At 67.9% G+C, this 22727-nt stretch carries 24 protein-coding genes, 6 tRNA genes and 1 riboswitch; of the genes, 15 read left to right on the forward strand and 15 right to left on the reverse strand.

The window, feature by feature from the left end; genetic code table 11:
• Positions 1–32 precede the first annotated feature (32 nt).
• From hisG to ACZYZE_RS11675, 13 genes are all read right to left on the reverse strand, one after another.
• Complete coding sequence (gene hisG, locus ACZYZE_RS11615) at positions 33–875, reverse strand: ATP phosphoribosyltransferase (RefSeq protein WP_459317247.1); 843 nt, start codon at positions 873–875, stop codon at positions 33–35.
• Positions 876–1010: 135 nt separating this feature from the next.
• The gene (locus ACZYZE_RS11620; RefSeq protein ID WP_024367461.1) at positions 1011–1274 is read right to left on the reverse strand and encodes a phosphoribosyl-ATP diphosphatase; all 264 of its coding nucleotides are present in this window, start codon (positions 1272–1274) and stop codon (positions 1011–1013) included.
• Between the two features lie 131 nt (positions 1275–1405).
• On the reverse strand, positions 1406–1891 hold the full coding sequence (ribH, locus tag ACZYZE_RS11625; RefSeq protein ID WP_459317246.1) for a 6,7-dimethyl-8-ribityllumazine synthase: 486 nt from the start codon (positions 1889–1891) through the stop codon (positions 1406–1408).
• A gap of 68 nt (positions 1892–1959) precedes the next feature.
• On the reverse strand, positions 1960–2655 hold the full coding sequence (gene ribA, locus ACZYZE_RS11630; protein ID WP_459317245.1) for a GTP cyclohydrolase II: 696 nt from the start codon (positions 2653–2655) through the stop codon (positions 1960–1962).
• A 13-nt stretch (positions 2656–2668) separates the two neighbouring features.
• Positions 2669–3343 carry a 3,4-dihydroxy-2-butanone-4-phosphate synthase gene (gene ribB, locus ACZYZE_RS11635; protein WP_463907966.1) on the reverse strand — a complete coding sequence of 225 codons (675 nt, stop codon included), beginning with the start codon at positions 3341–3343 and terminating at the stop codon, positions 2669–2671.
• A gap of 65 nt (positions 3344–3408) precedes the next feature.
• Positions 3409–4059, reverse strand: coding sequence for a riboflavin synthase (locus ACZYZE_RS11640; RefSeq protein WP_459317244.1), 651 nt, complete (start codon positions 4057–4059; stop codon positions 3409–3411).
• Positions 4059–5252, reverse strand: a complete 1194-nt coding sequence (ribD, locus tag ACZYZE_RS11645) for a bifunctional diaminohydroxyphosphoribosylaminopyrimidine deaminase/5-amino-6-(5-phosphoribosylamino)uracil reductase RibD (protein WP_463907828.1) — start codon at positions 5250–5252, stop codon at positions 4059–4061. Before ribD ends, ACZYZE_RS11640 begins: the two co-directional genes overlap by 1 nt.
• Before the next feature lie 156 nt (positions 5253–5408).
• Positions 5409–5560, reverse strand: a riboswitch (FMN riboswitch).
• Between the two features lie 496 nt (positions 5561–6056).
• Complete coding sequence (gene rpe, locus ACZYZE_RS11650) at positions 6057–6713, reverse strand: ribulose-phosphate 3-epimerase (protein WP_459317242.1); 657 nt, start codon at positions 6711–6713, stop codon at positions 6057–6059.
• A 75-nt stretch (positions 6714–6788) separates the two neighbouring features.
• On the reverse strand, positions 6789–8435 hold the full coding sequence (locus ACZYZE_RS11655; protein WP_459317241.1) for an RsmB/NOP family class I SAM-dependent RNA methyltransferase: 1647 nt from the start codon (positions 8433–8435) through the stop codon (positions 6789–6791).
• The gene (gene fmt, locus ACZYZE_RS11660; protein ID WP_459317240.1) at positions 8432–9352 is read right to left on the reverse strand and encodes a methionyl-tRNA formyltransferase; all 921 of its coding nucleotides are present in this window, start codon (positions 9350–9352) and stop codon (positions 8432–8434) included. The genes ACZYZE_RS11655 and fmt overlap by 4 nt, the downstream gene beginning before the upstream one ends.
• The gene (gene def / locus ACZYZE_RS11665) at positions 9349–9930 is read right to left on the reverse strand and encodes a peptide deformylase (protein WP_459317239.1); all 582 of its coding nucleotides are present in this window, start codon (positions 9928–9930) and stop codon (positions 9349–9351) included. Before def ends, fmt begins: the two co-directional genes overlap by 4 nt.
• Positions 9931–10009: 79 nt before the next feature.
• A complete protein-coding gene (locus tag ACZYZE_RS11670) occupies positions 10010–10855 on the reverse strand; it encodes a cytochrome (RefSeq protein WP_459317238.1) in 846 nt (281 codons plus the stop codon).
• A gap of 127 nt (positions 10856–10982) precedes the next feature.
• Positions 10983–11054: transfer RNA gene (locus ACZYZE_RS11675), tRNA-Val, on the reverse strand.
• A gap of 283 nt (positions 11055–11337) precedes the next feature.
• On the opposite strand from ACZYZE_RS11675, the gene ACZYZE_RS11680 reads away from it, so the two are divergent.
• From ACZYZE_RS11680 to ACZYZE_RS11705, 6 genes are all read left to right on the forward strand, one after another.
• Positions 11338–11410, forward strand: a tRNA-Gly gene (locus ACZYZE_RS11680).
• A 46-nt stretch (positions 11411–11456) separates the two neighbouring features.
• Positions 11457–11527, forward strand: a tRNA-Cys gene (locus ACZYZE_RS11685).
• Positions 11528–11566: 39 nt separating this feature from the next.
• A tRNA-Val gene (locus ACZYZE_RS11690) sits at positions 11567–11641 on the forward strand.
• A gap of 55 nt (positions 11642–11696) precedes the next feature.
• A tRNA-Gly gene (locus ACZYZE_RS11695) sits at positions 11697–11769 on the forward strand.
• A gap of 38 nt (positions 11770–11807) precedes the next feature.
• Positions 11808–11882: transfer RNA gene (locus ACZYZE_RS11700), tRNA-Val, on the forward strand.
• A 163-nt stretch (positions 11883–12045) separates the two neighbouring features.
• Positions 12046–12315: an antitoxin gene (locus ACZYZE_RS11705; protein WP_459317237.1), complete on the forward strand. Its 270-nt coding sequence runs from the start codon at positions 12046–12048 to the stop codon at positions 12313–12315.
• A 152-nt stretch (positions 12316–12467) separates the two neighbouring features.
• Here the strand turns inward: ACZYZE_RS11705 and zapE are convergent, their stop codons facing one another.
• Complete coding sequence (gene zapE, locus ACZYZE_RS11710) at positions 12468–13505, reverse strand: cell division protein ZapE (RefSeq protein ID WP_459317236.1); 1038 nt, start codon at positions 13503–13505, stop codon at positions 12468–12470.
• A gap of 225 nt (positions 13506–13730) precedes the next feature.
• Here zapE and ACZYZE_RS11715 point away from each other — a divergent pair, with 225 nt between their 5' ends.
• From ACZYZE_RS11715 to ybaK, 3 genes are read left to right on the forward strand one after another with little or no spacing between them, the layout of a single operon-like run.
• Positions 13731–14648 carry a sulfurtransferase gene (locus tag ACZYZE_RS11715; protein WP_459317235.1) on the forward strand — a complete coding sequence of 306 codons (918 nt, stop codon included), beginning with the start codon at positions 13731–13733 and terminating at the stop codon, positions 14646–14648.
• A gap of 60 nt (positions 14649–14708) precedes the next feature.
• Positions 14709–15167: a SufE family protein gene (locus tag ACZYZE_RS11720; protein ID WP_459317234.1), complete on the forward strand. Its 459-nt coding sequence runs from the start codon at positions 14709–14711 to the stop codon at positions 15165–15167.
• Between the two features lie 13 nt (positions 15168–15180).
• Entirely contained in the window at positions 15181–15678 is a 498-nt protein-coding gene (gene ybaK, locus ACZYZE_RS11725) for a Cys-tRNA(Pro) deacylase (RefSeq protein WP_459317233.1), read from the forward strand.
• Positions 15679–15754: 76 nt separating this feature from the next.
• On the opposite strand, the gene ACZYZE_RS11730 is transcribed toward ybaK, so the two are convergent.
• Complete coding sequence (locus ACZYZE_RS11730; RefSeq protein ID WP_459317232.1) at positions 15755–17080, reverse strand: alpha/beta hydrolase family protein; 1326 nt, start codon at positions 17078–17080, stop codon at positions 15755–15757.
• Between the two features lie 197 nt (positions 17081–17277).
• On the opposite strand from ACZYZE_RS11730, the gene ACZYZE_RS11735 reads away from it, so the two are divergent.
• From ACZYZE_RS11735 to ACZYZE_RS11760, 6 genes are all read left to right on the forward strand, one after another.
• Positions 17278–17766: a hypothetical protein gene (locus ACZYZE_RS11735; RefSeq protein ID WP_459317231.1), complete on the forward strand. Its 489-nt coding sequence runs from the start codon at positions 17278–17280 to the stop codon at positions 17764–17766.
• 44 nt (positions 17767–17810) lie between these two features.
• Positions 17811–18269 carry a peptide-methionine (R)-S-oxide reductase MsrB gene (gene msrB, locus ACZYZE_RS11740; protein WP_463907968.1) on the forward strand — a complete coding sequence of 153 codons (459 nt, stop codon included), beginning with the start codon at positions 17811–17813 and terminating at the stop codon, positions 18267–18269.
• A gap of 290 nt (positions 18270–18559) precedes the next feature.
• Positions 18560–19984: a DUF6421 family protein gene (locus ACZYZE_RS11745; RefSeq protein ID WP_463907832.1), complete on the forward strand. Its 1425-nt coding sequence runs from the start codon at positions 18560–18562 to the stop codon at positions 19982–19984.
• A complete protein-coding gene (locus tag ACZYZE_RS11750) occupies positions 19981–20742 on the forward strand; it encodes an SDR family oxidoreductase (protein ID WP_463907834.1) in 762 nt (253 codons plus the stop codon). Before ACZYZE_RS11745 ends, ACZYZE_RS11750 begins: the two co-directional genes overlap by 4 nt.
• A gap of 63 nt (positions 20743–20805) precedes the next feature.
• Positions 20806–21894: a threonine aldolase family protein gene (locus ACZYZE_RS11755; protein ID WP_459317296.1), complete on the forward strand. Its 1089-nt coding sequence runs from the start codon at positions 20806–20808 to the stop codon at positions 21892–21894.
• Between the two features lie 94 nt (positions 21895–21988).
• Complete coding sequence (locus tag ACZYZE_RS11760; RefSeq protein ID WP_459317295.1) at positions 21989–22636, forward strand: DUF3000 domain-containing protein; 648 nt, start codon at positions 21989–21991, stop codon at positions 22634–22636.
• The last annotated feature ends 91 nt before the right edge of the window (positions 22637–22727 follow it).

The following is a 22727-nucleotide window of genomic DNA, read 5'->3' on the forward strand; positions in this document are numbered from 1 at the left end:
TCACGGACTCTTCAAGCACGGACGCGGCGCGATCAGATGCGGCAGGCGTGGATGGTGCTGACCAGGATGGCACGGGCGCCCAGGTCGTACAGCTCGTCCATGATCCGGTTGGTCTGCTTCTTCGGCACCATCGAGCGGACGGCGACCCAGTCCGAATCGCGCAGCGGCGAAACCGTAGGCGATTCCAGGCCCGGCGTCAGCGCGGCGGCATCGTCCACGAGTTCCTTGCGGATGTCGTAGTCCATCAGCACGTACTGCCGGGCCACGAGGACGCCCTGGAGGCGGCGGATCAGGACCTCCGCGGCCGGGTTCTGCTCGCCCTTGCGGCCGATCAGGACGGCTTCGGAGTTCAGGATGGGCTGGCCGAAGATCTCCATGCCGGCAGCCTTGAGCGTGTTACCGGTCTCGACGACGTCGGCGATCGCGTCCGCGACGCCGAGGCGCACGGAGGATTCGACGGCGCCGTCGAGGCGGACCACCTTGGCCTTGATGCCGCGTTCGGCCAGGTAGCCGCGGAGCAGTCCGTCGTAGCTGGTGGCGAGGCGTTTGCCGTCGAGCTGTTCCACCGTGGCAAAGTCGCCCACCGGGCCGGCGAAGCGGAAGGTGGAGGCGGCGAAGCCCAGCGGGAGAAGTTCTTCGGCTTCAACCTCGGCGTCGAGGAGCAGGTCGCGGCCGGTGATGCCGACGTCGAGCGTTCCCTGGCCGACGTAGACGGCGATGTCGCGGGGGCGGAGGAAGAAGAATTCAATGTCGTTGTCCGGGTCCACCATGACCAGCTCACGCGTGTCGCGGCGCTGGCGGTAGCCGGCTTCGGCGAGCATGGCGGAGGCGGCTTCGGACAGGGATCCCTTGTTCGGGACGGCAACTCTCAGCATTGGGGAAGTCTTTCTGGGTCGGGACGAAGTCCGGTCAGGAACAGTCCGTTCGGGAATAGCCAGTTCAGGCAAAGCGGGCCACGCAATACACCGGATTCGCAGATCAGGGCCTGGCGGGTTCCGGCGCGGACGTGGCTAGAGATGCTTGTAGACGTCTTCCAGGCTGAGTCCTTTGGCGAGCATCAGAACCTGCAGGTGATAGAGCAGCTGCGAGATTTCTTCGGCGGCGGCTTCATCGGATTCGTACTCGGCAGCCATCCAGACCTCCGCTGCTTCCTCCACGACTTTCTTGCCGATGCCGTGGACTCCGGAATCCAGTTCGGCGACGGTGCGGGAGCCCTCCGGCCGGACGGCTGCCTTCTCACTCAGTTCTGCGAACAGCGATTCGAAATTCTTCACACCCTCCAGCCTACTTGCTCGCAGGCGGAGGTCGCCTGCCGGGCCGTTCCATGACGGCGGGGATGTGAGCGATTCCACAGTTCAACGCGTTCGGCCCTGCCGATTCCGCGGCACAGCCGGACCACGTAGAGCTAGCTGAACTGCTGGAGCGTCACCGCGGTGGCCAGGGCGGCGGTCACGGCCTCGTGGCCCTTGTCTTCCTTGGACCCCGGCAGTCCGGCCCGGTCGATGCCCTGCTGCTCGGTGTCACACGTCAGCACGCCGAACCCGACCGGGACGCCGGTGCGCACCGAGACCTCGGTCAGGCCCAGGGTGGCAGCCTCACAGACGTACTCGAAGTGCGGGGTTCCGCCGCGGATCACCACGCCGAGCGCCACGACGGCGTCAAAGTGCGGTGCCAGCCGGGCGGCGGCGACAGGAAGCTCGAAGGTGCCCGGAACGCGCAGCACGGTCGGCTCGCTGATGCCGGCGTCGTTCGCGGCGCGGAGGGCGCCGTCCAGCAGCCCGTCCATGATCTGGGTGTGCCAGCTGGCGGCCACGATGGCCAGCTTCAGCCGGGAGGTTTCCTCCGGCTTGAAGGTGCTGAGGTCAATTTGGGGGGCGCCGTGTCCGCTCATCTGGGAATCCTTGTTCTGTAAAGTCTGCGGCTGCTGATGTTCCTGCAGCGTCTGATCTGGTGGTGGGGTCAGTCTTGTTCGTGTTCGAAACCGCGCGGGCCCGGAACCGGCGCGGCCGGCTGCATGTCGAGGACCAGACGGTGATCCATCCGGTCCTTCTTGGTCTGCAGGTAGCGGATATTCTGCTCGCGGGACGGGACTTCGGTGGGCACCATCTCCACAACGCGGACACCGGCCTGGGCCAGCCGGTCCTGCTTGTCCGGGTTGTTGCTCAGCAGGCGGACCTCGTGGAGGCCCATCTCGGCGAGGATCTGGGCTGCGGCGTTGTAGCAGCGCGCGTCCACCGGAAGGCCCAGCTGCTCATTGGCCTCCACGGTGTCGAAGCCCGCCTCCTGCAGGGCGTAGGCCTTCATCTTGTTTGCCAGGCCGATTCCCCGGCCTTCCTGGCCGCGCAGGTACAGCAGGGTGCCACCGAACTCGTTGATCAGCTCGAGGGCATAGGCCAGCTGTTCACCGCAGTCGCAGCGGTAGGAGCCGAACACGTCCCCGGTGAGGCATTCCGAATGCAGGCGGACCAGCGGCGCCATGCCGTCGACCGGAGACAGCGGCGAACTGACCGCCAGATGCTCGGCCCCGGTGGCGAGATCGGTCCAGGCCTGCGCCACGAAGTCGCCGAAGGCCGTGGGCAGCTGGACGATGGGTCCAGCGCTGACCGGATGTGGCCGGCGGTCCGTCAGGTCTTCCCGGGCTTCAGATGTGGTCATCGTTTCTCCTCCATCACAGGGGATCCGCTGCGGGGCCGGCGGGCTGCCCAGCCTCGAGGTAGGCCACCAGATCCGCGATCGAGATCAGGGGGCAGCCATGCTCGAGGGCGAAGCCGCGAAGTCCGTCCAGCCGCATCATTTCTCCGTTGTCATACACCAGCTCTGCGATCACGCCCACGGGCTCGAGTCCGGCCAGCTGGCAAAGTTCCAGGGCCGCTTCGGTGTGGCCGGGACGTTCCCGCACTCCCCCTTTAACGGCACGAAGGGGAAAAACATGCCCGGGACGCGTCAAGGCCGCCGGTTCACTTCCCGGATCGGCCAGGATCCGGGCTGTCAGGGCCCGGTCCGTGGCGGAGATTCCGGTGCTCACGCCCACCGCGGCGTCGCAGGACACCGTGTACGCGGTGCCCTTGGCATCTTCATTGAATTCCACCATCGGCGGCAGCGCCAGGGCGTCGGCGCGGCCGGAGTCCAGCGGCACGCAGATCACGCCGGAGCTGTAGCGCACGGTCCAGCCCATCAGGGCAGGGGTGGCGTGCTGCGCAGCGAAAATGATGTCGCCTTCGTTTTCGCGGTCCTCGTTGTCGACCACCAGGACGGGGCGTCCTGCGGCGATGGCGCGGATGGCGTCTTCGATCGGATCCAGGCCTTCCGGCGGGATGACCGGCGCGGCGAGCTCGGCGGGCAGGGCGGCGTCGGCGGCGTGTCTCTCGGTGAGGATATGCTGCCGGGCGGACAGGTCCTTGACGTTGTTCACGCTGTCGCCCCCTTCGCGTATGCTGCTCCCCCGGCCGCTCCCGAAAATGCGAGCAGTCGCTCAGTGTACTTCGCCAGCACATCGACTTCGATATTTACCTGGCGCCCGGTCGATTTCGCGCCCAGTCCCGTGTCGGCGAGCGTGGTGGGGATCAGTCCAACCTCAAACCACGGCGCCGGCTCCTCTGCCTGGCTCACCGCCGTGACGGTGAGGGAAACGCCGTCGACGGCAATGGAGCCCTTCTCGGCAATGTAGCGGGCCAGCCCGGCCGGAACGCCGAAGCGCAGCCGGTCCCAGTTGCCGAGCGCCTCGCGCTCCAGCAGCCGGCCGACGCCGTCGACGTGGCCCTGGACAACATGCCCGTCGAGCCGGCCGCCGGCCGGAACACAGCGCTCCAGATTGACTGGGTCGCCTACGGCGAGTTCACCGATGGTGCTGCGGATCAGGGTCTCGCCCATGACGTCGACGCTGAAGTCCTTGCCGTCGATCTCCGTGGCCGTGAGGCAGACACCGTTGACGGCGATGGAGCCGCCCGGCGCCAGCCCTTCGGTGGTTCCGGGCGCGGAGAGCCGCACGGTGGCGCTGATGTCGCCGTTGCGCTCAACGGACAACACCTTCCCCTGCTCGGCGATTATTCCGGTGAACATCAGTTGCCTCCTGCGGCGGTGACCGCGCCAGCGCGGTGCGGGGTTGAATCGGATGAAGTGTTGGTGGCCTTGGCTGCGCCGGCTGGCGGCGAACCTATTGACCGCGAGGGCCGAAGGTGCAGGCGCAGGTCGCGGCCGAGTTGCTGGACGGCTCCGCCGGACGCGGGGTCCCATTCCCAGTGCTGGGCGTCGGCCAGGGTGGTGATGCCGAGGTCCTCAAGGGCCGGGGTCCCGGAACCCAGGAGCGTCGGGGCGAGATAGACAATGAGTTCGTCCACCAGCCCGGCGGCGAGGAAAGCGCTCAGGATCCGGGAGCCGCCTTCAACCATGAGGTGCCGCGCACCGGCGGCAAACAACTGGTCAAGGGCCTCGCGGGGGTCACGGGTCGGCAGGTGGAGCACGTTGCCGTCGTCGCCGTGGATCGCGGCACCGGCCGGAATCCCGCGGTAGCCCATCACGGCGCGCAACGGCTGCTTGCCGGCCGGCTCGCCGTCGGCGTTCCGGGCGGTGAGCCGCGGGTTGTCGACCAGCACAGTCTGGGTTCCGACCAGAATGGCATCGATCCGGCCGCGGAGGGCATGGTTGTCGGCGAGGGATTCCGGGCTGGAGATCCATTGGCTGGTGCCGTCGCTGGCTGCGATCCGGCTGTCCAGGGTCTGCGCGATGTGCAGGGTGACGAAGGGGCGCTTGGCCGTGACAGCGTCGAACCAGCGCCGGTTCATCTCCAGCGCTTCAACAGCACCGAGCCCGGAACGGACACGGATGCCCGCGGCCCGCAGCGTGGCGGCACCGCCTGCCGCCGGGTCGTGCGGATCGTCAACCGCGTAAACGACGTCGGCAATTCCGGCGTCGATGATCCCCTGGGCGCACGGACCCGTGCGTCCGCGGTGGTTGCAGGGCTCGAGCGTGACCATCATGGTGGTGCCGGTGAGGTCCAGGCCGGCGGCTTTCGCCTGGGCGATCGCATCGGCCTCGGCATGGGCCGTTCCGGCGCCGCGGTGGTAGCCGGTGACCAGCCGGGTGCCGTCGGCGGCGATGACGACGGCGCCGACCAGCGGGTTTGCGCCCCGCGGCCCCTGGACGGCCGCCGCGAGGGCCGCGCCCATGGCGGTCACCTCGTCGGCGCTGAAGTCTGCAGAGGGCAGGGACACGCCGGCCTTCGCCGGCTGACGGGTGGGTTGCTGAACGCTCATTGACCTGCCACCGGGCCTCCACCGACCGCAGTACCGTTAATGAGCCATCGCAGGGAGTCCATGTGTGTGTCGTTCCTTCCCTCAAAAGCCGCGATGGCTCCGGGGGTATACGACAGCGCAATTCCGCGCCGCCGGGTGGGCGCCGCAGTAACAGCTGTACGTGCTTCTCTCATCCAGACTTTAACTGTCGGTACCGGAGTTCCACCGGTTCAACCGTCTGCCTGCATCCTTCCCGAGGGAAAGCGCCGGCGCGCGGGTCGCGGACTATAACCGCCGGTTCGGACTTACACCGACCCCGGAGCACGTATGTGTGTTGTTATTCTGACACAACTGCCGGGTAGCTGCGGCTATTCCCTGCGGGAGGCGTTACGGAGTGCGTCATCTGGGATGCGCTACCGGCCCCCGGCCGGGCGGGCGCCCGTGCCTCGGCGCGCGAGGCGAGTGGCAGCGTCGGGCGGGACGCGCGAGTGGCGGCGTCGGACAGATCCACGACACCTCAACGAGGCCGCGACGCGCCAAATACCGGAGGACGCGCGAATCCCGGCGTCGAGCGGAAACCTGCGCGTCACCAGCAAACGCCCGCGTCGCCAACGTGCCTCAGCCCAGTGCGCGGCGCGAGTAGTGCTGCCCGGCGGCCGGACAGATCCACGACACCTCAACGAGCCCGCGACGCGCCAAATACCGGAGGACGCGCGAATCCCGGCGTCGAGCGAAAACCTGGGCGTCACCAGCAAACGCCCGCGTCGCCAACGTGCCTCAGCCCTGTGCGGTGCGCGGGTAGTGCTGCTCGGCGGCCGGACCCGGCTAGCGGCGGCCGGCCTCACGGAGCCGCTCAATGGCCTGGGCCGGATCCGCGGCACCGTAGACGGCGGAGCCGGCCACGAAGACGTTGGCGCCGGCGTCGGCGGCCCGCATGATCGTTTCCCCGGTGATGCCGCCGTCGACCTGCAGTGCCACATCAAGGCCCGACGCGTCGATCGCCGCCCGGGCCCGGCGGATCTTGGGCAGCGTGAGGTCGAGGAATTCCTGGCCGCCGAAGCCCGGCTCCACCGTCATGATCAGCAGCAGGTCCAGTTCGCCCAGCATGTCCAGGAACGGCTCTACAGCGGTGCCCGGCCGGAGCGCCAGGCCTGCCTTGGCCCCGCGCGCCCGCAACTCGCGCGCCAGCTTGATCGGTGCGATCGATGCCTCGGCGTGGAAGGTCACCGAGGCGACGCCCGCGTCGGCGTAGGCCGGGGCCCAGCGGTCCGCGTGCTCGATCATGAGGTGCGCGTCCAGCGGCACCGGGCTGATCTCCTGCAGGCGCGAAACGACCGGCAACCCGAGGGAAAGGTTGGGCACGAAGTGGTTATCCATGACGTCCACGTGCACCGCATCCGCGGTACTGATCCTTCGCAGTTCGGCTTCGAGATTGGCGAAGTCGGCGGAGAGAATGCTCGGGTTGATACAGCACTTGGCCATGTGGAGTTCCTTGTCGTCCTGCTGGGATGTCGTGCTGGAGGCCTGGACTTCCAGTACCCCAGTATTGCGTGTTGGTCAGGCTTTCTTGTGGATAAGCGCCAGGAACATGGCGTCCGTCCGGTGCACATGCGGCCAGAGCTGGGCGGTGAGTTCGTGCCCGGCCGCGAGGTGGCCGGTGAGGCTGACGCTGTCCAGCGCCGCGCCGGCGTCGAGCAGTACCAAGTCGTCGCGCTTGCGCAACACGTCACTCACGACGGCGGTTGTCTCCGCCGGGTGTGGCGAGCAGGTCACATAGGCCACGACGCCGCCTGGCTTGACGGCGTCCAGCGCGGACTTGAGCAGCTCGCGCTGCAGCGGGCCAAGGTCCGTGAGGTCCTTCGGCGTGCGCCGCCAGCGTGATTCGGGGCGGCGGCGCAGGGCACCGAGGCCGGTGCAGGGCGCGTCGACGAGGACGCGGTCAAAGCTCTCCGCCATTTCGGTGCCAACGTCGCGGCCGTCGCCGGTCCGCACATGCCAGACCTCGTGCGGCACAGCCGCCAGGGCCTGCCGGACCAGTTTTGCGCGGTGCGGTGCGGGTTCGTTGGCGAGCAGCGTGGCGCCCTGCTGCCGGGCGAGGGCACCGAGGAGCGCGGCCTTGCCGCCGGGGCCCGCGCACAGATCGAGCCAGCGTTCGCCCGTCCCGTCAGCGCCCGTCCCGTCAGCGCCGGTCCCGTCAGAACCAGACCCGGCCAGGCCGGAGCCGCCAGTCCCGAGATCGACGGCGGCCAGGGCGCGGGCGACGAGCTGCGAGCCGACGTCCTGCACCCGGGTGGTGCCTTCGCGCACTGAGGCGAGCCGGCCGAGGTCTCCGCCGCTGGAGAGCGCCGAGCCTTCCACGAGTTCCCCGGGCGTGGCACCGCCTTCGAGGGCCTCGTCAAGGCTGCCCAATCCGGGCAGCGCCACGAGGTTGACCACCGGTGCGGCATTGTCAGCCTCGAGGAGGTCATTGATGTCGCTGACCGGACGGCCGTGGGCCACGAGCGACTGCCGGAGCGCCCGGACAATCCATTCCGGGTGGGCGTAGCGGATGGCGGCTCTTTTGGTTTCGTCCGTCTCGTCGCTGAGCAACAGGTCCAGCCACTCTTCGAGGGTGTGCGCGGAGACCTTGCGGAGGACAGCGTTGATGAGCGCCGAGGGCCCGGCGCCGATGACGGCGCGGGCGAGGCCCACTGTCTGGTCCAGGGCGGCGTGGGCCGGAACGCGCATGGCCACCAACTGGTGGACGCCGATCCGGAGGGCATCGAGGATGGCCGGATCCAGCTGGTCCAGCGGCCGGTCCACGCACCGGGACAGGATCGCGTCGTAGGTGCCCTGGCCGCGCAGGGCGCCGTAGCTCAGTTCCGTGGCGAACCCGGCGTCCCGTTTGTCCAGGCCGTGGTGCCGGATCCGGGTGGGCAGCACGAGGTTAGCGTAGGCGTCCTCGGAGGACACTGCACGCAGTACCTCGAAGGCCACCAACCGGGCAGGATCCGCCCGGCGGGTGCGCTGTGAGGGTGCATTTTCGGTGAAGCCGCGCTGCGGGCCCCGGTTGCGCTCCCGGCCCTGCGCGTCGCGCTGGCTGCCGTCCCGGCCGCCCTGGCCAACGTCTTGGCCGCCACCCTGCCCTGCGCCACGCCGGCCACCGGATCCTGCTCCCCCGCGCTGGGGGCCCCTGCCACGGCCGCTCGTCCCGGACTCGCTCATTCAAATACCACGCTTTCAAGTGTTGCCTGTCCGCGCGCCCAATCAGCGGCGGTCATCATCTTCTTGCCCGAAGGCTGGATCCGGGTGAGTTCCACCGGGTGCGAACCGGTTCCCACCAGCACGCTTTTGCCGTCCAGAGCCAGCTGGCCGGGCTGCAGGGCAGCGGCACCGGGCCGGAGCAGCACCGGCTCCAGTTTGATCCGCTGCCCGTCCAGGGTGGTCCACGCACCGGGTTCGGGCGTGACGCCGCGCGCCCGCCGCCCGATCGCGAGGGCCGGCTGGCGCCAGTCGAGCCGGCCGTCCTCGAGGGTGAGTTTGGGGGCGAGGCTGACGTCGCCCTGCTGCGGCACCGCGGCGGCCTTGCCGGCGTCGACGGCGGACAGCGTCTGGGCGAGCAGGAAAGCGCCGCTGTGGGACAGCCGCTGGAGCAGCGCGCCGGCGGAGTCGCCGGGGCGGACCGCTTCGGTAAGGGTGCCGAACACGGGGCCGGTGTCCAGCCCCTCCTCGAGGAGGAAGGTGACGGCGCCGGTGACGTCGTCGCCGGCAATAAGTGCCCGCTGCACGGGAGCTGCCCCGCGCCAGGCCGGCAGCAGGGAGAAGTGCAGGTTGATCCAGCCGTGACGGGGCAGATTCAGGGCCGCCCGGGGAATGAGCCCCCCGTACGCCACGATCGCGGCGACGTCCGGGGCGGCGTCGGCAATCTGCGCAGTCACCGCGGCGTCGACCTTTGAGGCGTGGATGGTCTTGATGCCCAGTTCCGCGGCCCGGGCGGCAACGGGCGACGGCGTCAGCACCCGCTTACGTCCCAAGGGCGCATCCGGGCGGGTCAGGACGGCGACGACGTCGAATCCGGCGTCGATGAGAGCGTCCAGGGACGGCACGGCCACGGCCGGCGTCCCCGCAAAGAGAACCCTCACTGGGGGCTACCGAAGGAGCCAAAGCTTCCCGACCCAAAGCTGGTGCCAACCGTCCTGGCGCGCTTCGCCGCCGTCTGCTCGGTAATGGAGCCGTAGTTGGCGTTCCTGATGGCCCGCAGGGCGGTCTTCCGGTCTTCGCCTTCGAGCCGGTCGGTGAAGAGAATGCCGTCGAGGTGATCGGTCTCGTGCTGGAAGGCCCGGGCCAGCATGCCCTCGCCGTCCACGGTGACGGGGTTGCCGTGCAGATCGACGCCGGTGACACGGGTGTGCCGGCGCCGGCGGACCGGGAAACCCAGGCCGGGAATGGAGAGGCAGCCCTCGACCTCGTCCGGCTGGAAGTCGTCGCTGTTTTCCAGCACGGGGTTGATGATGTGTCCCTCAACGCCGCCGATGCGGTAGGTGAAAACGCGCTGGCTGACGCCGACCTGCGGTGCGGCCAGGCCTGCGCCCTCGACGTCCTCCATGGTCTCAGTCATATCGGCAACAAGCTTCGCCAGTTCAGGCCCGAACTCCGTCACGGGATCGGCAACTGTGCGCAGCACAGGATCCCCGATGATGCGGATATTCAAAATGGCCATGGGCAATCTGTCCTTACGGTGGGCGGCGACGTGATCCAACCCAGTTTAGTTGCACCGGCCCACTTCAGGTTCGGCGGGCTCAGCGGGCGGGCGGCGGTGCCAGTGGCAGCAGCGCCGCCCCGGCGGTCGAGGTGTCCGCGGACGTCTCCCAGACCCGCCGCAGCGCGCAGAACTTCCACCAGTGGTGCTTGAGGACGTCCGGGTTGGCTCGCAGCGGGCGGACTTCTGTCTTCCCGACGGCGACGGCGAGCAGGATGGGGGATTCGCCGTATTTCCAGGACTCCCACTCGCCGGCCACCGGGTCCACGAGGGCTTCCTCGGCCTTCATACCCGCCACGAGCTGCATCACAACTTTATCGTCGAGTGGCTTGACGGTGCCGTCGCGGCTGGTGCCCTTGGTTTTGTAGTCGATAAGGCAGATGCGGCCGTTGATCTTGGCGACGAGGTCCAGGGTGCCCGCGTAGCCGACCGTCTTGTTCCAGACCGTGATCTCGGGCGCGATCGGCTCCACCTGGAACAGCTCCCACCATTCGTCGAAGCGGGCGGCGAACGCCTCCTCGCCGTTGGCGGCCAGGGCCTCGCGGGTTTCCTTCATCTCGTGCGGGCGGCCGAGGGCGCGAAGGGCCACCTGCTCGCAGTAGTTGTGGACCCGGTCCCCGCGCTTCGCGGCGTCGTCCCGGTATGTTTCGGCGGCCTTGGCGGCGCGGCTTACGGCCTGGCGCACCTTCGCGGGGCTGCCAAGAATGCCCGGCAGGGTGGGGTCCTGGGCGAGGCTGTTCGCGCCCATGTACCCGAACCAGCCGTCCAGGCCATGGGGCTGCAGGCCGATAACGGTGGTGATGGAGGGGACGGAGAACTGCTCGGACGTCGAGCGGGCATACATCCGGCCGTATTCAGTGGCGTGGGCAAGGAGCGGAGCGGTCATGGAAAGACTCTTTCACAGGGGTCGGACAGTTGAAGCACGGCCGCGGGCCAGGCCAAGCGGGCCAGACGGCGCGCCAAAACAGAATGGTCCGTCCCACTCGGTGAGCGGAACGGACCATCTATTGCGGTGGGCGATACTGGGTTCGAACCAGTGACCTCTTCGGTGTGAACGAAGCGCGCTACCACTGCGCCAATCGCCCCAATGCCATTGAATGCTAGCCCACCCCGGCGGATTTCAGAAATCGGGCTCCCGCCAGCAGGAATGCGTCCTGCGGCGGCGTGCGCGAGGGCACCCCGGCGGCCCGCAGCGGCCGCTTGAATTACATGGCTGTAATTAGCAAAACCCCCTAGAATTCAAGGAAGCACGGGCCTTCGCTGCGGACGACGCCGTCGCGATTTGTAGATTCCCTGAACCTCCTATAGAGTTCTTACTCGTTGGAACGCGAGGAAATGCCGATTGCGGCGCGGAATTGCTGACATACTGCGGACGTAGCTCAGCTGGTAGAGCACCACCTTGCCAAGGTGGATGTCGCGAGTTCGAATCTCGTCGTCCGCTCGCAGGACACTGTCACGGTAAGGTTCTTTTGGAATCTTATCTACACGGTGGGTTGGCCGAGAGGCGAGGCAGCGGCCTGCAAAGCCGTTCACACGGGTTCGAATCCCGTACCCACCTCGGTGAAAACCCTGGTTTCCGGTTTCGATCGGTTGCAAGGGGCGATTGGCGCAGCGGTAGCGCGCTTCCCTGACACGGAAGAGGTCACTGGTTCGATCCCAGTATCGCCCACCAGAGCAAGGCAACTTGCTTGATCCAGTACCACCGGCCCAGCCGGCATGGACTAAATGCGGACGTAGCTCAGCTGGTAGAGCACCACCTTGCCAAGGTGGATGTCGCGAGTTCGAATCTCGTCGTCCGCTCTCTTGATTGCAACTCCACTCCGGATCCTTCCGGTTGCGGGCGATTGGCGCAGCGGTAGCGCGCTTCCCTGACACGGAAGAGGTCACTGGTTCGATCCCAGTATCGCCCACCATTGAGGCAGCTCCCCCGGAGCTGCTTTTTTTGTGCCGTTTGGTCCTGGCCTCCCTGCCGTGCCCGATTACCCTGTGGGCGGACACCCTTGGCACCTCCAATTGCGCCGGATAGGATCGAAAGCGCTAGGAGCGATCTGGCTCCGCGACCGAAGGGAGGTGCCCGTGGGATTACTTGACGATCTAAAGGGCAAGGCTCAGCAACTTATTGGTGGCAACGAACAAGCCATCAAGGACGGCATCGAGAAGGCCGGCGATTTCGTCGACTCGAAGACTGGCGGAAAGCACGCCGACAAGATCGATTCCGTTCAGCGGGGCGCTTCCGACTTCGTGGCCAAGGCGAACGGCCAGCCGAAAGAGGCTCCCGTCGCCGAGGAGACTCCCGTCGCCGGTGAGCCACCCGCAGCCGGGGAACCCCGGCAGCAGGGCCTCTGACCCAGATACGTCAGCGAGGTGCCGGTCCCGCCGAGAGGCGGCGCCGGCACCTCCGGCGTTTAACGCCCCTCAGGCAAACAACGCGGGGTCACATAGAGCCCATCCGGTGCCTCAGGATGGGCTCTATGTGACCCCGCGTTGCCTTTTAGGGGCTAGGAGGGCTCGTGGTTCTGGCCCTCGCGGGCCAGGGCGGTGAGCCTCGAGACGGCCCGGAAGTACTTCTTCATGTACCCGCCGGTCATCATTTCCTCGGTGAACAGCTGGTCGAACGGCACACCGCTGGCCAGGATCGGCACGTCCTTGTCATACAGCCGGTCAGCGAGCACCACGAAGCGCAGCGCCACGGCCTGTTCGGTGATGGTGTGGACGTTTTTCCAGACCACACCCTCGATCCCGTCGAGCAGCTGGCGGTAGCGGCTCGGGTGGACGCCGGCCAGGTGGTTGATCAGGGTGCTGAACTCATCGCGCGCCACCGTCTTGCCGTGGAATTCGGCCTGCATGTGGTGCGTCAGGTCCTCGTTGGACAGCGGCAGCGGCGCCGCCGGCAGTCCGCGGTGGCGGAAATCCTCGCCGTCGATCCGGACGACGTCGAACTGGTCCGCCAGCACCTGGATCTCCCGGGCGAAGTCGACGGCGGCGAAACGCCCGTCGCCCAGGGACCCCGGCAGGGTGTTGGAGGTGGCCGCCAGCTTGACGCCGGCGTCGGCCAGTTCGCGCATAAGCCGGGACATCAGCACGGTGTCGCCCGGATCGTCGAGTTCAAATTCGTCGATGCAGACGAGCCTGTAGTGGCTCAGGGCCTCGACCGTCTTACGGAAGGACAGCGCGCCGACAAGGTTGGTGTATTCCACGAACGTGCCGAAGGCCTTGGGCCCCGGGGCTGCATGCCAGAGCGAGGCGAGCAGGTGGGTCTTGCCGACGCCGAAGCCGCCGTCGAGGTAGATCCCGGCGCGAGAGGTGTCCTTCTTGCCGAAGAGCCGTTTGAAGAGGCCGTCGCTGTCGCGGGCGCCGACCCCTGCCGCGAAGCCTTCCAGCGCCCGGACCGCTGCGGCCTGGCTGGGCTGGGACAGATCCGGCCGGTAGCTGGAAAACGAAACCTCACCGAAGCGCGGCGATGGATAAAAACCCTTGAGGAGTTCATCCACGGAAATTGCCGGCGTGCGGGCGGCGAGCTGTTCGATCTGTACCAAGGTGGTCCGTTCTGCTGGTCTCTTGTCCCCAGACAGAATACCGGCAATGCGGGCGCTCCCCGTGTCCCATGGTCCGGAGGGGAGCGTCACGTGATGAAGGCCATGTTTCCGAGTGTTAACCCGGTTGAACAATCCCGCCGGGGCGTGGCTAGTGTTGTAGCAGACCCGGAGCCGCGATCGATCCGCGGCCCGGCCTCCTGACCGCTTCAGTGAAAGGCCATCGCAATGCCCTACCCCGTTGAGCAGAACGAAAAATTCTCCGCCTACGCCCACCCCGAGCGGTTGGTATCCACCGAGTGGCTGGCGGCGGCAATCGAAGCCGGTGCCCTCGGCGGCGGCAAACTGGTGGTGGTGGAATCCGACGAGGACGTGCTGCTCTACGAGACGGGCCACATTCCCGGGGCGGTCAAGATCGACTGGCACACGGAGCTGAACGACGAGGTCACCCGCGACTACGTCGACGGCGCAGCGTTCGCCGCCCTCGCCGCAGCCAAGGGCATCTCCCGCGACAGTACCGTGGTCATCTACGGCGATAAGTCCAACTGGTGGGCAGCATACGCCCTCTGGGTCTTCACGCTCTTCGGCCACGAGGACGTCCGGCTGCTCGACGGCGGCCGGGACAAGTGGATTGCCGAAGGCCGCTCCCTCACCACCGACAGGACCGCCCCCGCGCCCTCCGAGTACCCCGTCGTCTTGCGCAACGACGCCCCGATCCGCGCCTTCAGGGACGACGTCCTGGCCCACTTCGGCAAGCCGCTGATCGACGTCCGCTCCGCCGAGGAGTACACCGGCCAGCGCACCCACATGCCCGCCTACCCGGAGGAAGGCGCCCTGCGCGGCGGCCACATCCCCACGGCGGCGTCCATCCCGTGGGCCCGCGCGGCCGCCGAGGACGGCACCTACCGCAACCGTCCCGAGCTTGAGGCGCTGTACCTCGGCGAGGCTGGGTTGAAGGAAGGCGACGACGTCGTGGCGTACTGCCGCATCGGCGAGCGTTCCAGCCACACCTGGTTCGCGCTCAAGTTCCTGCTGGGCTTCGAAACCGTCCGCAACTACGACGGGTCCTGGACCGAATGGGGCAACGCCGTCCGCGTCCCGATCGTCAAGGGCGCCGAACGCGGCGGAATTCCGGTTGCCAGGTAGCCCCGGCGTAAACAGGAGCTGACCGGGACACATTGGCCGCGCGTGCGTAAGCTGGAAGGGATGAATACTTCTGCCCTCCCCGCCGCACTGGCGGAAATTGTTGACGACTTCCAGGCCGTAACGGAACCCGAACGGCTCCAGCTGCTGCTTGAATTTTCCCGCGAGCTTCCGGAGCTCCCCGACCGGCTCAAGGACCACCCGGAGCTGATGGAGCAGGTGGTCGAGTGCCAGTCGCCGCTGTTCCTCACGATTGAGACAGAGCAGCACGACGGCGGCGCGCCGGACAGTGTCCGGCTCTTCTTCAAGGCGCCGCCCGAGGCACCGACCACGCGCGGTTTCGCAAGTGTGCTGCACGACGGCCTCGACGGACTAAGCGCGGCGGAGATCCTGGCCGTCCCGGACGATATGCCGGAGCTGCTGGGCCTCACCCGGGCCATCACCCCGCTGCGGATGCGCGGAATGACGGCGATGCTGGGCCGGATCAAGCGCCAGGTTGCCGCCCTCCCGCAGCAGCCCTGACCCGGGCGCTCACTTGGCCCGCAAAAACCCGTCACAAGGAACTCCGGCCACCGCGGTACTCACCGCGGCCGGGGTTCCTTTCGTCGCGCACCCCTACAGCCATGATCCCGCCGCAGCGAGCTACGGCCTGGAAGCGGCCGCGGTCCTGGGGATTGACCCCGCCCGGGTGTTCAAGACCCTGATGGTCGACGTCGACGGCAGGCTCGCCGTCGGCGTCGTTCCGGTGAGCGGAAACCTGGATCTCAAGGCGATGGCGGCGGCGATGGAAGGCAAGAGGGCCGCAATGGCTGATCCTGCCGCGGCCGAACGCCGCACCGGCTATGTGCTCGGCGGCATCTCGCCGCTTGGCCAGCGGCTGTCCTCCCCCACCGTTGTGGATGAGACCGCCCTGGGCCTGGACACGATCCTCGTCTCCGGCGGCCGGCGCGGCCTGGACATCGAGCTGCCCCCGGCCGAACTGATCCGGCTCACCGGGGCACGGACAGCGCGGATCGGCACGGGCAGGAACTAACCGGGCTGCGGGGCGCAGAGGACTCGCCGAGTGTGCAGCACACAGCAATGTTCTCGAGAAACACTGCCGTGAAGTGTCAACTCGGCGGGGCCGGTGCCTCGGGGTTCGGCTGTCCCGGGTTCGCCCGCGGCGCGAGCTGCTGCCCGAGCCAGGCCATCACCAGCCGCTCCCAGCGCTCCGGGTCCACGTTCCATTCCTTGGTGTGCCGGGCGCGGTTGAACGTCTCGAACGTGACCATCTCGGGGTTCTTCTCGGCCAGGGCCGCGGACGGCCCGTAGGGGACGTATTCGTCGTCGACGCTGTGGATGATCAGCGTTGGGGTGCGCAGTTCGACCGCGCGGGAGACCCAATCCATGGCCTTGAGGTCCACCGGGGCGGCGAGGCCGGTCAGCCGGCGGCCCAGTTTGTGGCTCATCATCAGCTGCCCGTAGCGGCCCACGGCCGAGGGGATCCGGTTAAGTTCCGCGTGGTGCGCCAGCACGTTGACCCAGTTGATCACCGGCGCGTCGAGCACCATGGCCCGGATCAGGTGGTGGTAGCGGGAGAGGTCGGCGGTTTGGAGGCAGATCGCCCCGCCCATGGACCAGCCGAAGAGCACCACTTCGCGGGCACCTTGTTCCAGGGCATAGCCGATGGCGGCCTCAACGTCGCGCCATTCGGTGGAACCGAGGCCGTAGCGGCCGTCCTGCGCCGACGGCGCCAGTCCGTCGTTGCGGTAGGAAATCAGCAGACTGGACATGCCCAGTTCCCGCGCCGTCCGAACCGCCCGCAGCGCTTCCTGCCGGGTGGCGCCGCGCCCGTGCACCATCACCGCCCAGATGTCCGTCGCCGCTGCCGCCGGGATCAGCCATGCCGGCGCCGTCCCGCCGTCGACTTCGATCTGTACCTCTTCGGAGGGGAGACCGATACTGGCGGGATCCGGGTGGGTGGTGCCGCTCCAAATGCCGCGCCGCGCCGTGGCGAGGTCTCCACTGTAGACGGCCTCCACTTCGCGCTGCACAGTGCGCTCGGCCGGAGAGTAGGACACGATCCTGCCGATCCTCGCGTGACCGCGGCCGCCATCGAAAAGGAAGCCGTAGGTGCCCTCAACCGTGGCCTCGGGGGTGGCCGCCAGGATGAGCTGCAGCCCCTGCGCGTCACGGATCACCGCGAGGATCTCCTGGTCCTCTTCGCGGACCCGGGCGGGCGTGATCACGCGGCGGGCGAAATACAGGGCCAGGGCCGAGGAGCCGGCGGCGAGCAGGCCTGCCGCAACGCTCCCGCCGATGATGCCGCCCACGGCCCATTTGGCGCTGCCGGGCAGCGAAACGTCGCCGGCGGGGGCCGCGAGGGCAGCCGCAGTATTTGCTGGGGCAGTGGGGACCCGGTGCGGGTGGGGCAGGAGGCGCTGGGAGGAAGCCATGGCACCATTCTTGCCGAACCCGCTGCTCCCGGCCGCATCCGCGCGGCGTCCATGACCGGCAACGGGTCCCGCGTGCAGCCATCGGGTGCTCCACAACAGCCCGCTACGCTGCCCGTTAGACCGCCCAAAAAGGCGCGTTCGGAGCGCTGGAAGCCATAATTTGCGCGGGGCCAACGGCGCGGGACTAGGCTGGGGGCATGAGTGATCCAATCGTCATTTTGACAGAAGAGCCCCTCGGCGCGGATGACCGCGTCAACATTGAAACCCTGGTTGCCGGCGGTGATACTCCCCTGGTGGTCCTGGTTCCGGCCAATACCGAGCGGCACCTGCTGGTCGATTTCCTGGAGAACCTCTCCATGCTGGAGATCGCCAAGGCCTTCCGTGAACTGACGTCCCACTCCGACCCCGCCGGGGAACGGGCCGAAGCGGCCGAAACGCTGGCAGTCTCGCTCGCGGCCCTGACCGGGCTGGGCGGCGGCGTCACCGGCGAAATCGTCGAAGGCAAGGCGGTCGACAGCCTTGTCGCCAAGGTCAAGGAACTGGGGGCGGGACAGGCTGTGGTGATCACCCGCCCGCACGCCGTCGCGGATACCTTCCACACCGACTGGGCCAACAAGGCGCAGGACAAGCTGGGCCTTCCCGTGCTGCATCTGTACGCGGGATCGGGATTTATCGGGGACTCCTGAGCGTTGTTTAGGCTATGAGCATCTTTAACCACAGGTCCAAGGTCATGCCCGCAGCCGTACCCGAATCTGGGTCCGCACCGGAAACCGGCGCCGCACCCGTTGAAAAGCCCGATGCGCAGTGGCGCGAGGAACTAACGCCGGAAGAGTACCGCGTCCTGCGCCAGGCCGGGACCGAGCGCCCGTATACCGGCGAGTACTGGGACACCCACACCGCGGGCGTCTACCAGTGCCGGGCGTGCGGCACGGAACTGTTCACGAGCAACGAGAAGTTCGATTCGCACTGCGGCTGGCCCTCGTTCTGGGCACCGCTCGCGGAGGGCACCGTCCGCTACATCCATGACCGCGCCCTGGGCATGGAACGCGTCGAGGTTCGCTGCGCCACCTGCGACTCCCACCTTGGCCATGTGTTCGACGGCGAAGGCTACGGAACCCCCACTGACCAGCGCTTTTGCATCAATTCCGTCTCGCTGAAGCTGGTATCGGCGGACGACGCCGGCCAGTAGCCCGGGCACCCGGCCGAAAATAGTCCGGCTGAACAGTCCGGCCGAACAATGGAGAGGGTCCCCGTCCGGCGCCGCGTCAGCGGCTGCGGCGGGGGCCCTCTGCCGTCGGGGCGGGAGCACTCGGCAGGCAGCCCCGTCCCCGCTGTAGCTGGGGCGCGGCTGCCGCCGCACTTGCCACAGAGTTTCTTATGCTCAAGCCTATTTTGCATTAGGGCTCCTGATTGCTTGCTACGCTCGCTGTAGATACTGACGAGCGACGCTCCCGGCAACCAGAAAGGCGCCCACCGACGATGACTACCACCGCTATCACGGCCACCGCACCCATCACCACCAGCTCCCCGGACTGGCTGCGGCTCAAGGCTGCCGCCACCGCGCTGCAGGCCCTCCAGAGCCAGGACGGATCCGTTCCGGAGGCCGCCGACCATGAAGCCGCCGCAGGGCATGTCCGCTCTATCACGGCAGCGATCACCGCTCTCGCCCCCGCCTTCCGGCACGACGCCAGCTACCTCGAACTCCTGGTGACCGACTTCGGCCGCTGGGCCGACGGCGGCTTCGGTGTGCCCGACTTCCTTGACTCCCTGCAGGCCTTCCAGCCCCAGCAGCAGCGGGTCAACGGCCTGCAGCACCTCGTGGTGTTCCCGATGTACACGCAGAACGGCAGCAGCAACCGGCTGGTCGAGGCCGTGCTGATCGAGGTTATCTGGCCCGAGTTCATCGCCGGACTGGAAGCGGGCGAGTACTCCAACAAGCTCTTCGTCCCGATCCGGTTCCTCGACTTCACACCGGGCTATAACACCAACTCCGCGGTCCTGTTCCCGGAAACCGTCGCCGTCAGGGAAACGCCCACCTTCACCTGGGGCGCCATCTTCGCCGACCGCGAGGCAGCCCGCTTCCGCCGCGTGCTGCGCGCCGCCGCGGACATCACGTCGCTGCAGCTGCCCGAGGACGCGGCGGCCCTGCTCGAGGACCAGGCACTGACCGAAGAAGCCTTCGTTATGTGGGACCTCATCCACGACCGCACCCATATGCGCGGCGACCTGCCCTTTGACCCGTTTATGATCAAGCAGCGCATGCCGTTCTTCCTCTACTCCCTCGAGGAACTCCGCTGTGACCTCACCGCGTTCCGCGAATCCGTGACCATCGAGAAGGACGAGGACGCCGATCCGGAGGCGCGCCGGCACGCCAAACTGGTCCAGTATGCAGTCATCTTCGACCGGATCTTCCGCTTCGCCATCACCGGCAGCCGCGTCCGCAACTATGACGGCCTCGGCGGGCAGCTGCTCTTCGCCTGGATGCACCAGCACCACGTCCTGCACTGGACCGACAGCAAGCTCAGCATCGACTGGGACGAGGTGGCCGACGTCGTGGTTGAACTCGGCGCAAAGATCGAGGAGCTGTACTGGCGCTCGATCGACCGTCCCAAGATGGCCCACTGGCTCGCCGCCTACGAGCTGATCTCCGGCACAGTCACCGCCAACCCGGCTTCCGTCTGGGCCAAGGGCCCCGGCGCACTGCCCCTGGCAGGCCCGCCGCGCGGCCTCACGGACCAGGTACTCGACGACGAGTTCCCGCTGTCCATGTTCTACGAGGCGCTGGAAAAGAAGATGCGCCCGGTCATCGAGTCCACGGCAGGCATCACCGGCACGTCTGATACTGGCGCATCTGATGCCGGCGCAGCAGCCAACCCGGCTGTGACAGTCATGAACGCCGGATGAGTGCCGGACGCACCCTGAACGTGGTGGTCACGGGCGGCAGCGGCCCTTCGGGGATCGCCGCCGCCCGCGCCCTGCACAACGCCGGTCACACCGTCTTCTCCGTGGGCTCGGACGGGCCCCGGATCGAGGCGGCCGCCGCGGAAGCCGGCAGCGGTATCACACCGCTCGTCTGCGACCTCGGCGACCTCGCGGACGTCCGCTCGCTGCACGCCACAATTACCGCTGCGGCCGGGAAAGTCGACGGCGTCATCCACCTCGTCGGCGGCTGGCGCGGCGCCAAGGGCATCACGGACCAGAGCGACGAGGACTGGGACTTCCTGGAACGCGGCGCCGTCACCACGGTGCGGAACGTCACGCGGGTCTTCTTCGACGACCTCGCAGCCTCCGACGCCGGACGGTTCGCGATGGTCTCCTCCACCGCCGTGAGCAGCCCGACGGCGGCCACCGCCAGTTATGTGGCGGCCAAGGCCGCGGCAGAGGCCTGGACCCTGGCCGTCGCGGACGGGTTCCACCGCGGGCAGTCCGGGACCGCCGGCCCCGGCGGTGACGCCGGCCCCGTTGGACTGCACAGCGCCGCCGTGATCTTCGTGGTGAAGGCCCTCGTGGACGCGGCCATGCGGGAGAAGTCCCCGGAACGCAGTTTCCCCGGCTTCACCGACGTCGAGGACCTCGCCGCTGCCGCCGTGGGGCTCTTCACCACCCCGGCAGCGGAACTGAACGGCCAGCGGCTGCTGCTGGGCCCCGACCCCCAACGCTGAGCCCAAGTACCGGACTTAGCCGTTGGGCCCGGACCTCCTTAGACTGAAAGCGTGAGCAAATCGATGACAAGCACAGTTGAAACTGCCCCTGCCAGCACCGCAGCGCGGCTCCATGACCCCTCCGTCCGCGGCTTCGCCTCGGACAACTACTCCGGCGTCCATCCCGAGGTGCTGGCCGCCCTGGCCGCGGCCAACGAAGGCCACCAGGTCTCCTACGGCGAGGACGATTACACCGCCCGGCTGCAGCAGCTGATGGAGGAGCACTTCGGCGAAGGGATCGAATGCTTCCCGGTCTTCAACGGCACCGGCGCCAACGTGCTGTCGCTGCAGTCCCTGCTGCCGCGCTGGGGCGCGGTCGTCTGCGCCTCGACGGCCCACATCAACATGGACGAGAACGGCGCTCCGGAGCGGATCGGCGGCATCAAGCTGCTCCAGGTGCACACAGCGGACGGCAAGCTCACCCCCGAGCTGATTGACAAGGAAGCCTGGGGCTGGGGCGACGAGCACCGCGCCCAGCCGCTGGCCGTGTCCATCACGCAGACCACCGAACTGGGCACCTGCTACACCCCGGAGGAAGTCCGGGCCATCGCCGAGCACGTCCACGCCAAAGGCATGAAGCTGCACATGGACGGCGCCCGGCTGGCCAACGCCGCCGCGCACCTGAACGTGCCGCTGCGGGCCTTCACCCGCGACGCCGGCGTGGACATCCTCTCCTTCGGCGGCACCAAGAACGGCCTGCTGTTCGGCGAGGTCGTCGTTGCGCTGAACCCGGCGGCAGCCCACGGCCTGATCTACCTTCGCAAGATGAACATGCAGCTGGCTTCCAAGATGCGGTTTATGTCTGCCCAGTTCATCGCCCTGCTCGAGGGTGACCTCTGGCTGCGCTCGGCCTCGCACGCCAACGCCATGGCGGCCCGGCTGCGTGCGGGGGTCGAGTCCATCCCCGGCGTCGAACTGAGCCAGAAGACCGAGTCCAACGGGGTCTTCGCGGTCCTTCCGGCGGGTGTGGCGGACCGGCTGCGCACGTCCTTCCGCTTCTACGACTGGAACGAGGCGGCCCGCGAGGTCCGCTGGATGTGCTCCTTTGATACCACCGAGGATGACGTTGATTCCTTCATCGCCGCCATCAAGCGCGAACTCGCTGCCGGCTGATCCGGGCGGGCCGGCACTGCCGCCGCCGGGGCGCCCACAGCACCGGTCGGCGGCGAGCCTGCCGGGCTTAGGCGGGGACGTTGCATAATCTTCCATTGTGAACGCACTCGAGCAGGTTCCGGCAGATTTTCTCTTTGCCTTGGGAACCCTTCGTCAAGCACGGTGCCGCAGTGAGCTGCGCCTGGAAGAGATTCCGGCGCCCGCCCGGCTGGCTCCCTTTGCCGTGGCGCTCGGGGCCGAAGTGATTGCCACGGGAGACACGGCCGGATTCGGGGCGGCCCACGGTCCGGCGGCCGCGGGCCTTGAGCCCGCATCCGGGAGCGACGACGTCGAACTGGCCACCGGCCGCTTCATCCTCCTCCACGACCCCGACGGCTCCGCCGTCTGGGACGGCGAATTCCGGATCGTCACGTACATCCGTGCCCAGCTGGAGCCTGAGATGGGCAACGATGAAATGCTCGGCTCCGTCGCCTGGGCCTGGCTCGTCGAAGCCCTGGAAAACCACTCCGCCCCCTACCGCTCCGCCGGCGGCACCGCGACGCGGGTGCTCTCCGAAAGCTTCGGCACGCTCTCCGAACGGCCCAACTCGATCGACATCGAACTCCGCGCCTCGTGGACCCCGGCCACCCCCGACATCACCACGCATCTCGAGGCGTGGTCGGACATGGTCTGCACCTTCGCGGGCCTGCCGCCGCTGCCCGACGGCGTCACACCCCTGCCCCGGAGGCGCGGACAGCCGTGATGACAGGCCCTGACAGCCCGCCACCCGGCGCGGTTCTGCCCACTGCGCGGCCTGCAACGCCGGAGTGTTGGCCACTTGTCGGTAAACTGAA

It is taken from the genome of Pseudarthrobacter woesei (assembly GCF_055412745.1).

Bases quoted from the DNA above. Each gene is read 5' to 3' on its own strand.
- hisG (WP_459317247.1), bottom strand. From the start codon at position 875: ATGCTGAGAGTTGCCGTCCCGAACAAGGGATCCCTGTCCGAAGCCGCC.
- ribH (WP_459317246.1), bottom strand. From the start codon at position 1,891: ATGAGCGGACACGGCGCCCCCCAAATTGACCTCAGCACCTTCAAGCCG.
- ribA (WP_459317245.1), bottom strand. From the start codon at position 2,655: ATGACCACATCTGAAGCCCGGGAAGACCTGACGGACCGCCGGCCACAT.
- ACZYZE_RS11640 (WP_459317244.1), bottom strand. From the start codon at position 4,059: ATGTTCACCGGAATAATCGCCGAGCAGGGGAAGGTGTTGTCCGTTGAG.
- ribD (WP_463907828.1), bottom strand. From the start codon at position 5,252: ATGAGCGTTCAGCAACCCACCCGTCAGCCGGCGAAGGCCGGCGTGTCC.
- rpe (WP_459317242.1), bottom strand. From the start codon at position 6,713: ATGGCCAAGTGCTGTATCAACCCGAGCATTCTCTCCGCCGACTTCGCC.
- ACZYZE_RS11655 (WP_459317241.1), bottom strand. From the start codon at position 8,435: ATGAGCGAGTCCGGGACGAGCGGCCGTGGCAGGGGCCCCCAGCGCGGG.
- def (WP_459317239.1), bottom strand. From the start codon at position 9,930: ATGGCCATTTTGAATATCCGCATCATCGGGGATCCTGTGCTGCGCACA.
- ACZYZE_RS11670 (WP_459317238.1), bottom strand. From the start codon at position 10,855: ATGACCGCTCCGCTCCTTGCCCACGCCACTGAATACGGCCGGATGTAT.
- ACZYZE_RS11715 (WP_459317235.1), top strand. From the start codon at position 13,731: ATGCCCTACCCCGTTGAGCAGAACGAAAAATTCTCCGCCTACGCCCAC.
- ACZYZE_RS11720 (WP_459317234.1), top strand. From the start codon at position 14,709: ATGAATACTTCTGCCCTCCCCGCCGCACTGGCGGAAATTGTTGACGAC.
- ACZYZE_RS11730 (WP_459317232.1), bottom strand. From the start codon at position 17,080: ATGGCTTCCTCCCAGCGCCTCCTGCCCCACCCGCACCGGGTCCCCACT.
- ACZYZE_RS11735 (WP_459317231.1), top strand. From the start codon at position 17,278: ATGAGTGATCCAATCGTCATTTTGACAGAAGAGCCCCTCGGCGCGGAT.
- msrB (WP_463907968.1), top strand. From the start codon at position 17,811: ATGCCCGCAGCCGTACCCGAATCTGGGTCCGCACCGGAAACCGGCGCC.
- ACZYZE_RS11745 (WP_463907832.1), top strand. From the start codon at position 18,560: ATGACTACCACCGCTATCACGGCCACCGCACCCATCACCACCAGCTCC.
- ACZYZE_RS11750 (WP_463907834.1), top strand. From the start codon at position 19,981: ATGAGTGCCGGACGCACCCTGAACGTGGTGGTCACGGGCGGCAGCGGC.
- ACZYZE_RS11755 (WP_459317296.1), top strand. From the start codon at position 20,806: ATGACAAGCACAGTTGAAACTGCCCCTGCCAGCACCGCAGCGCGGCTC.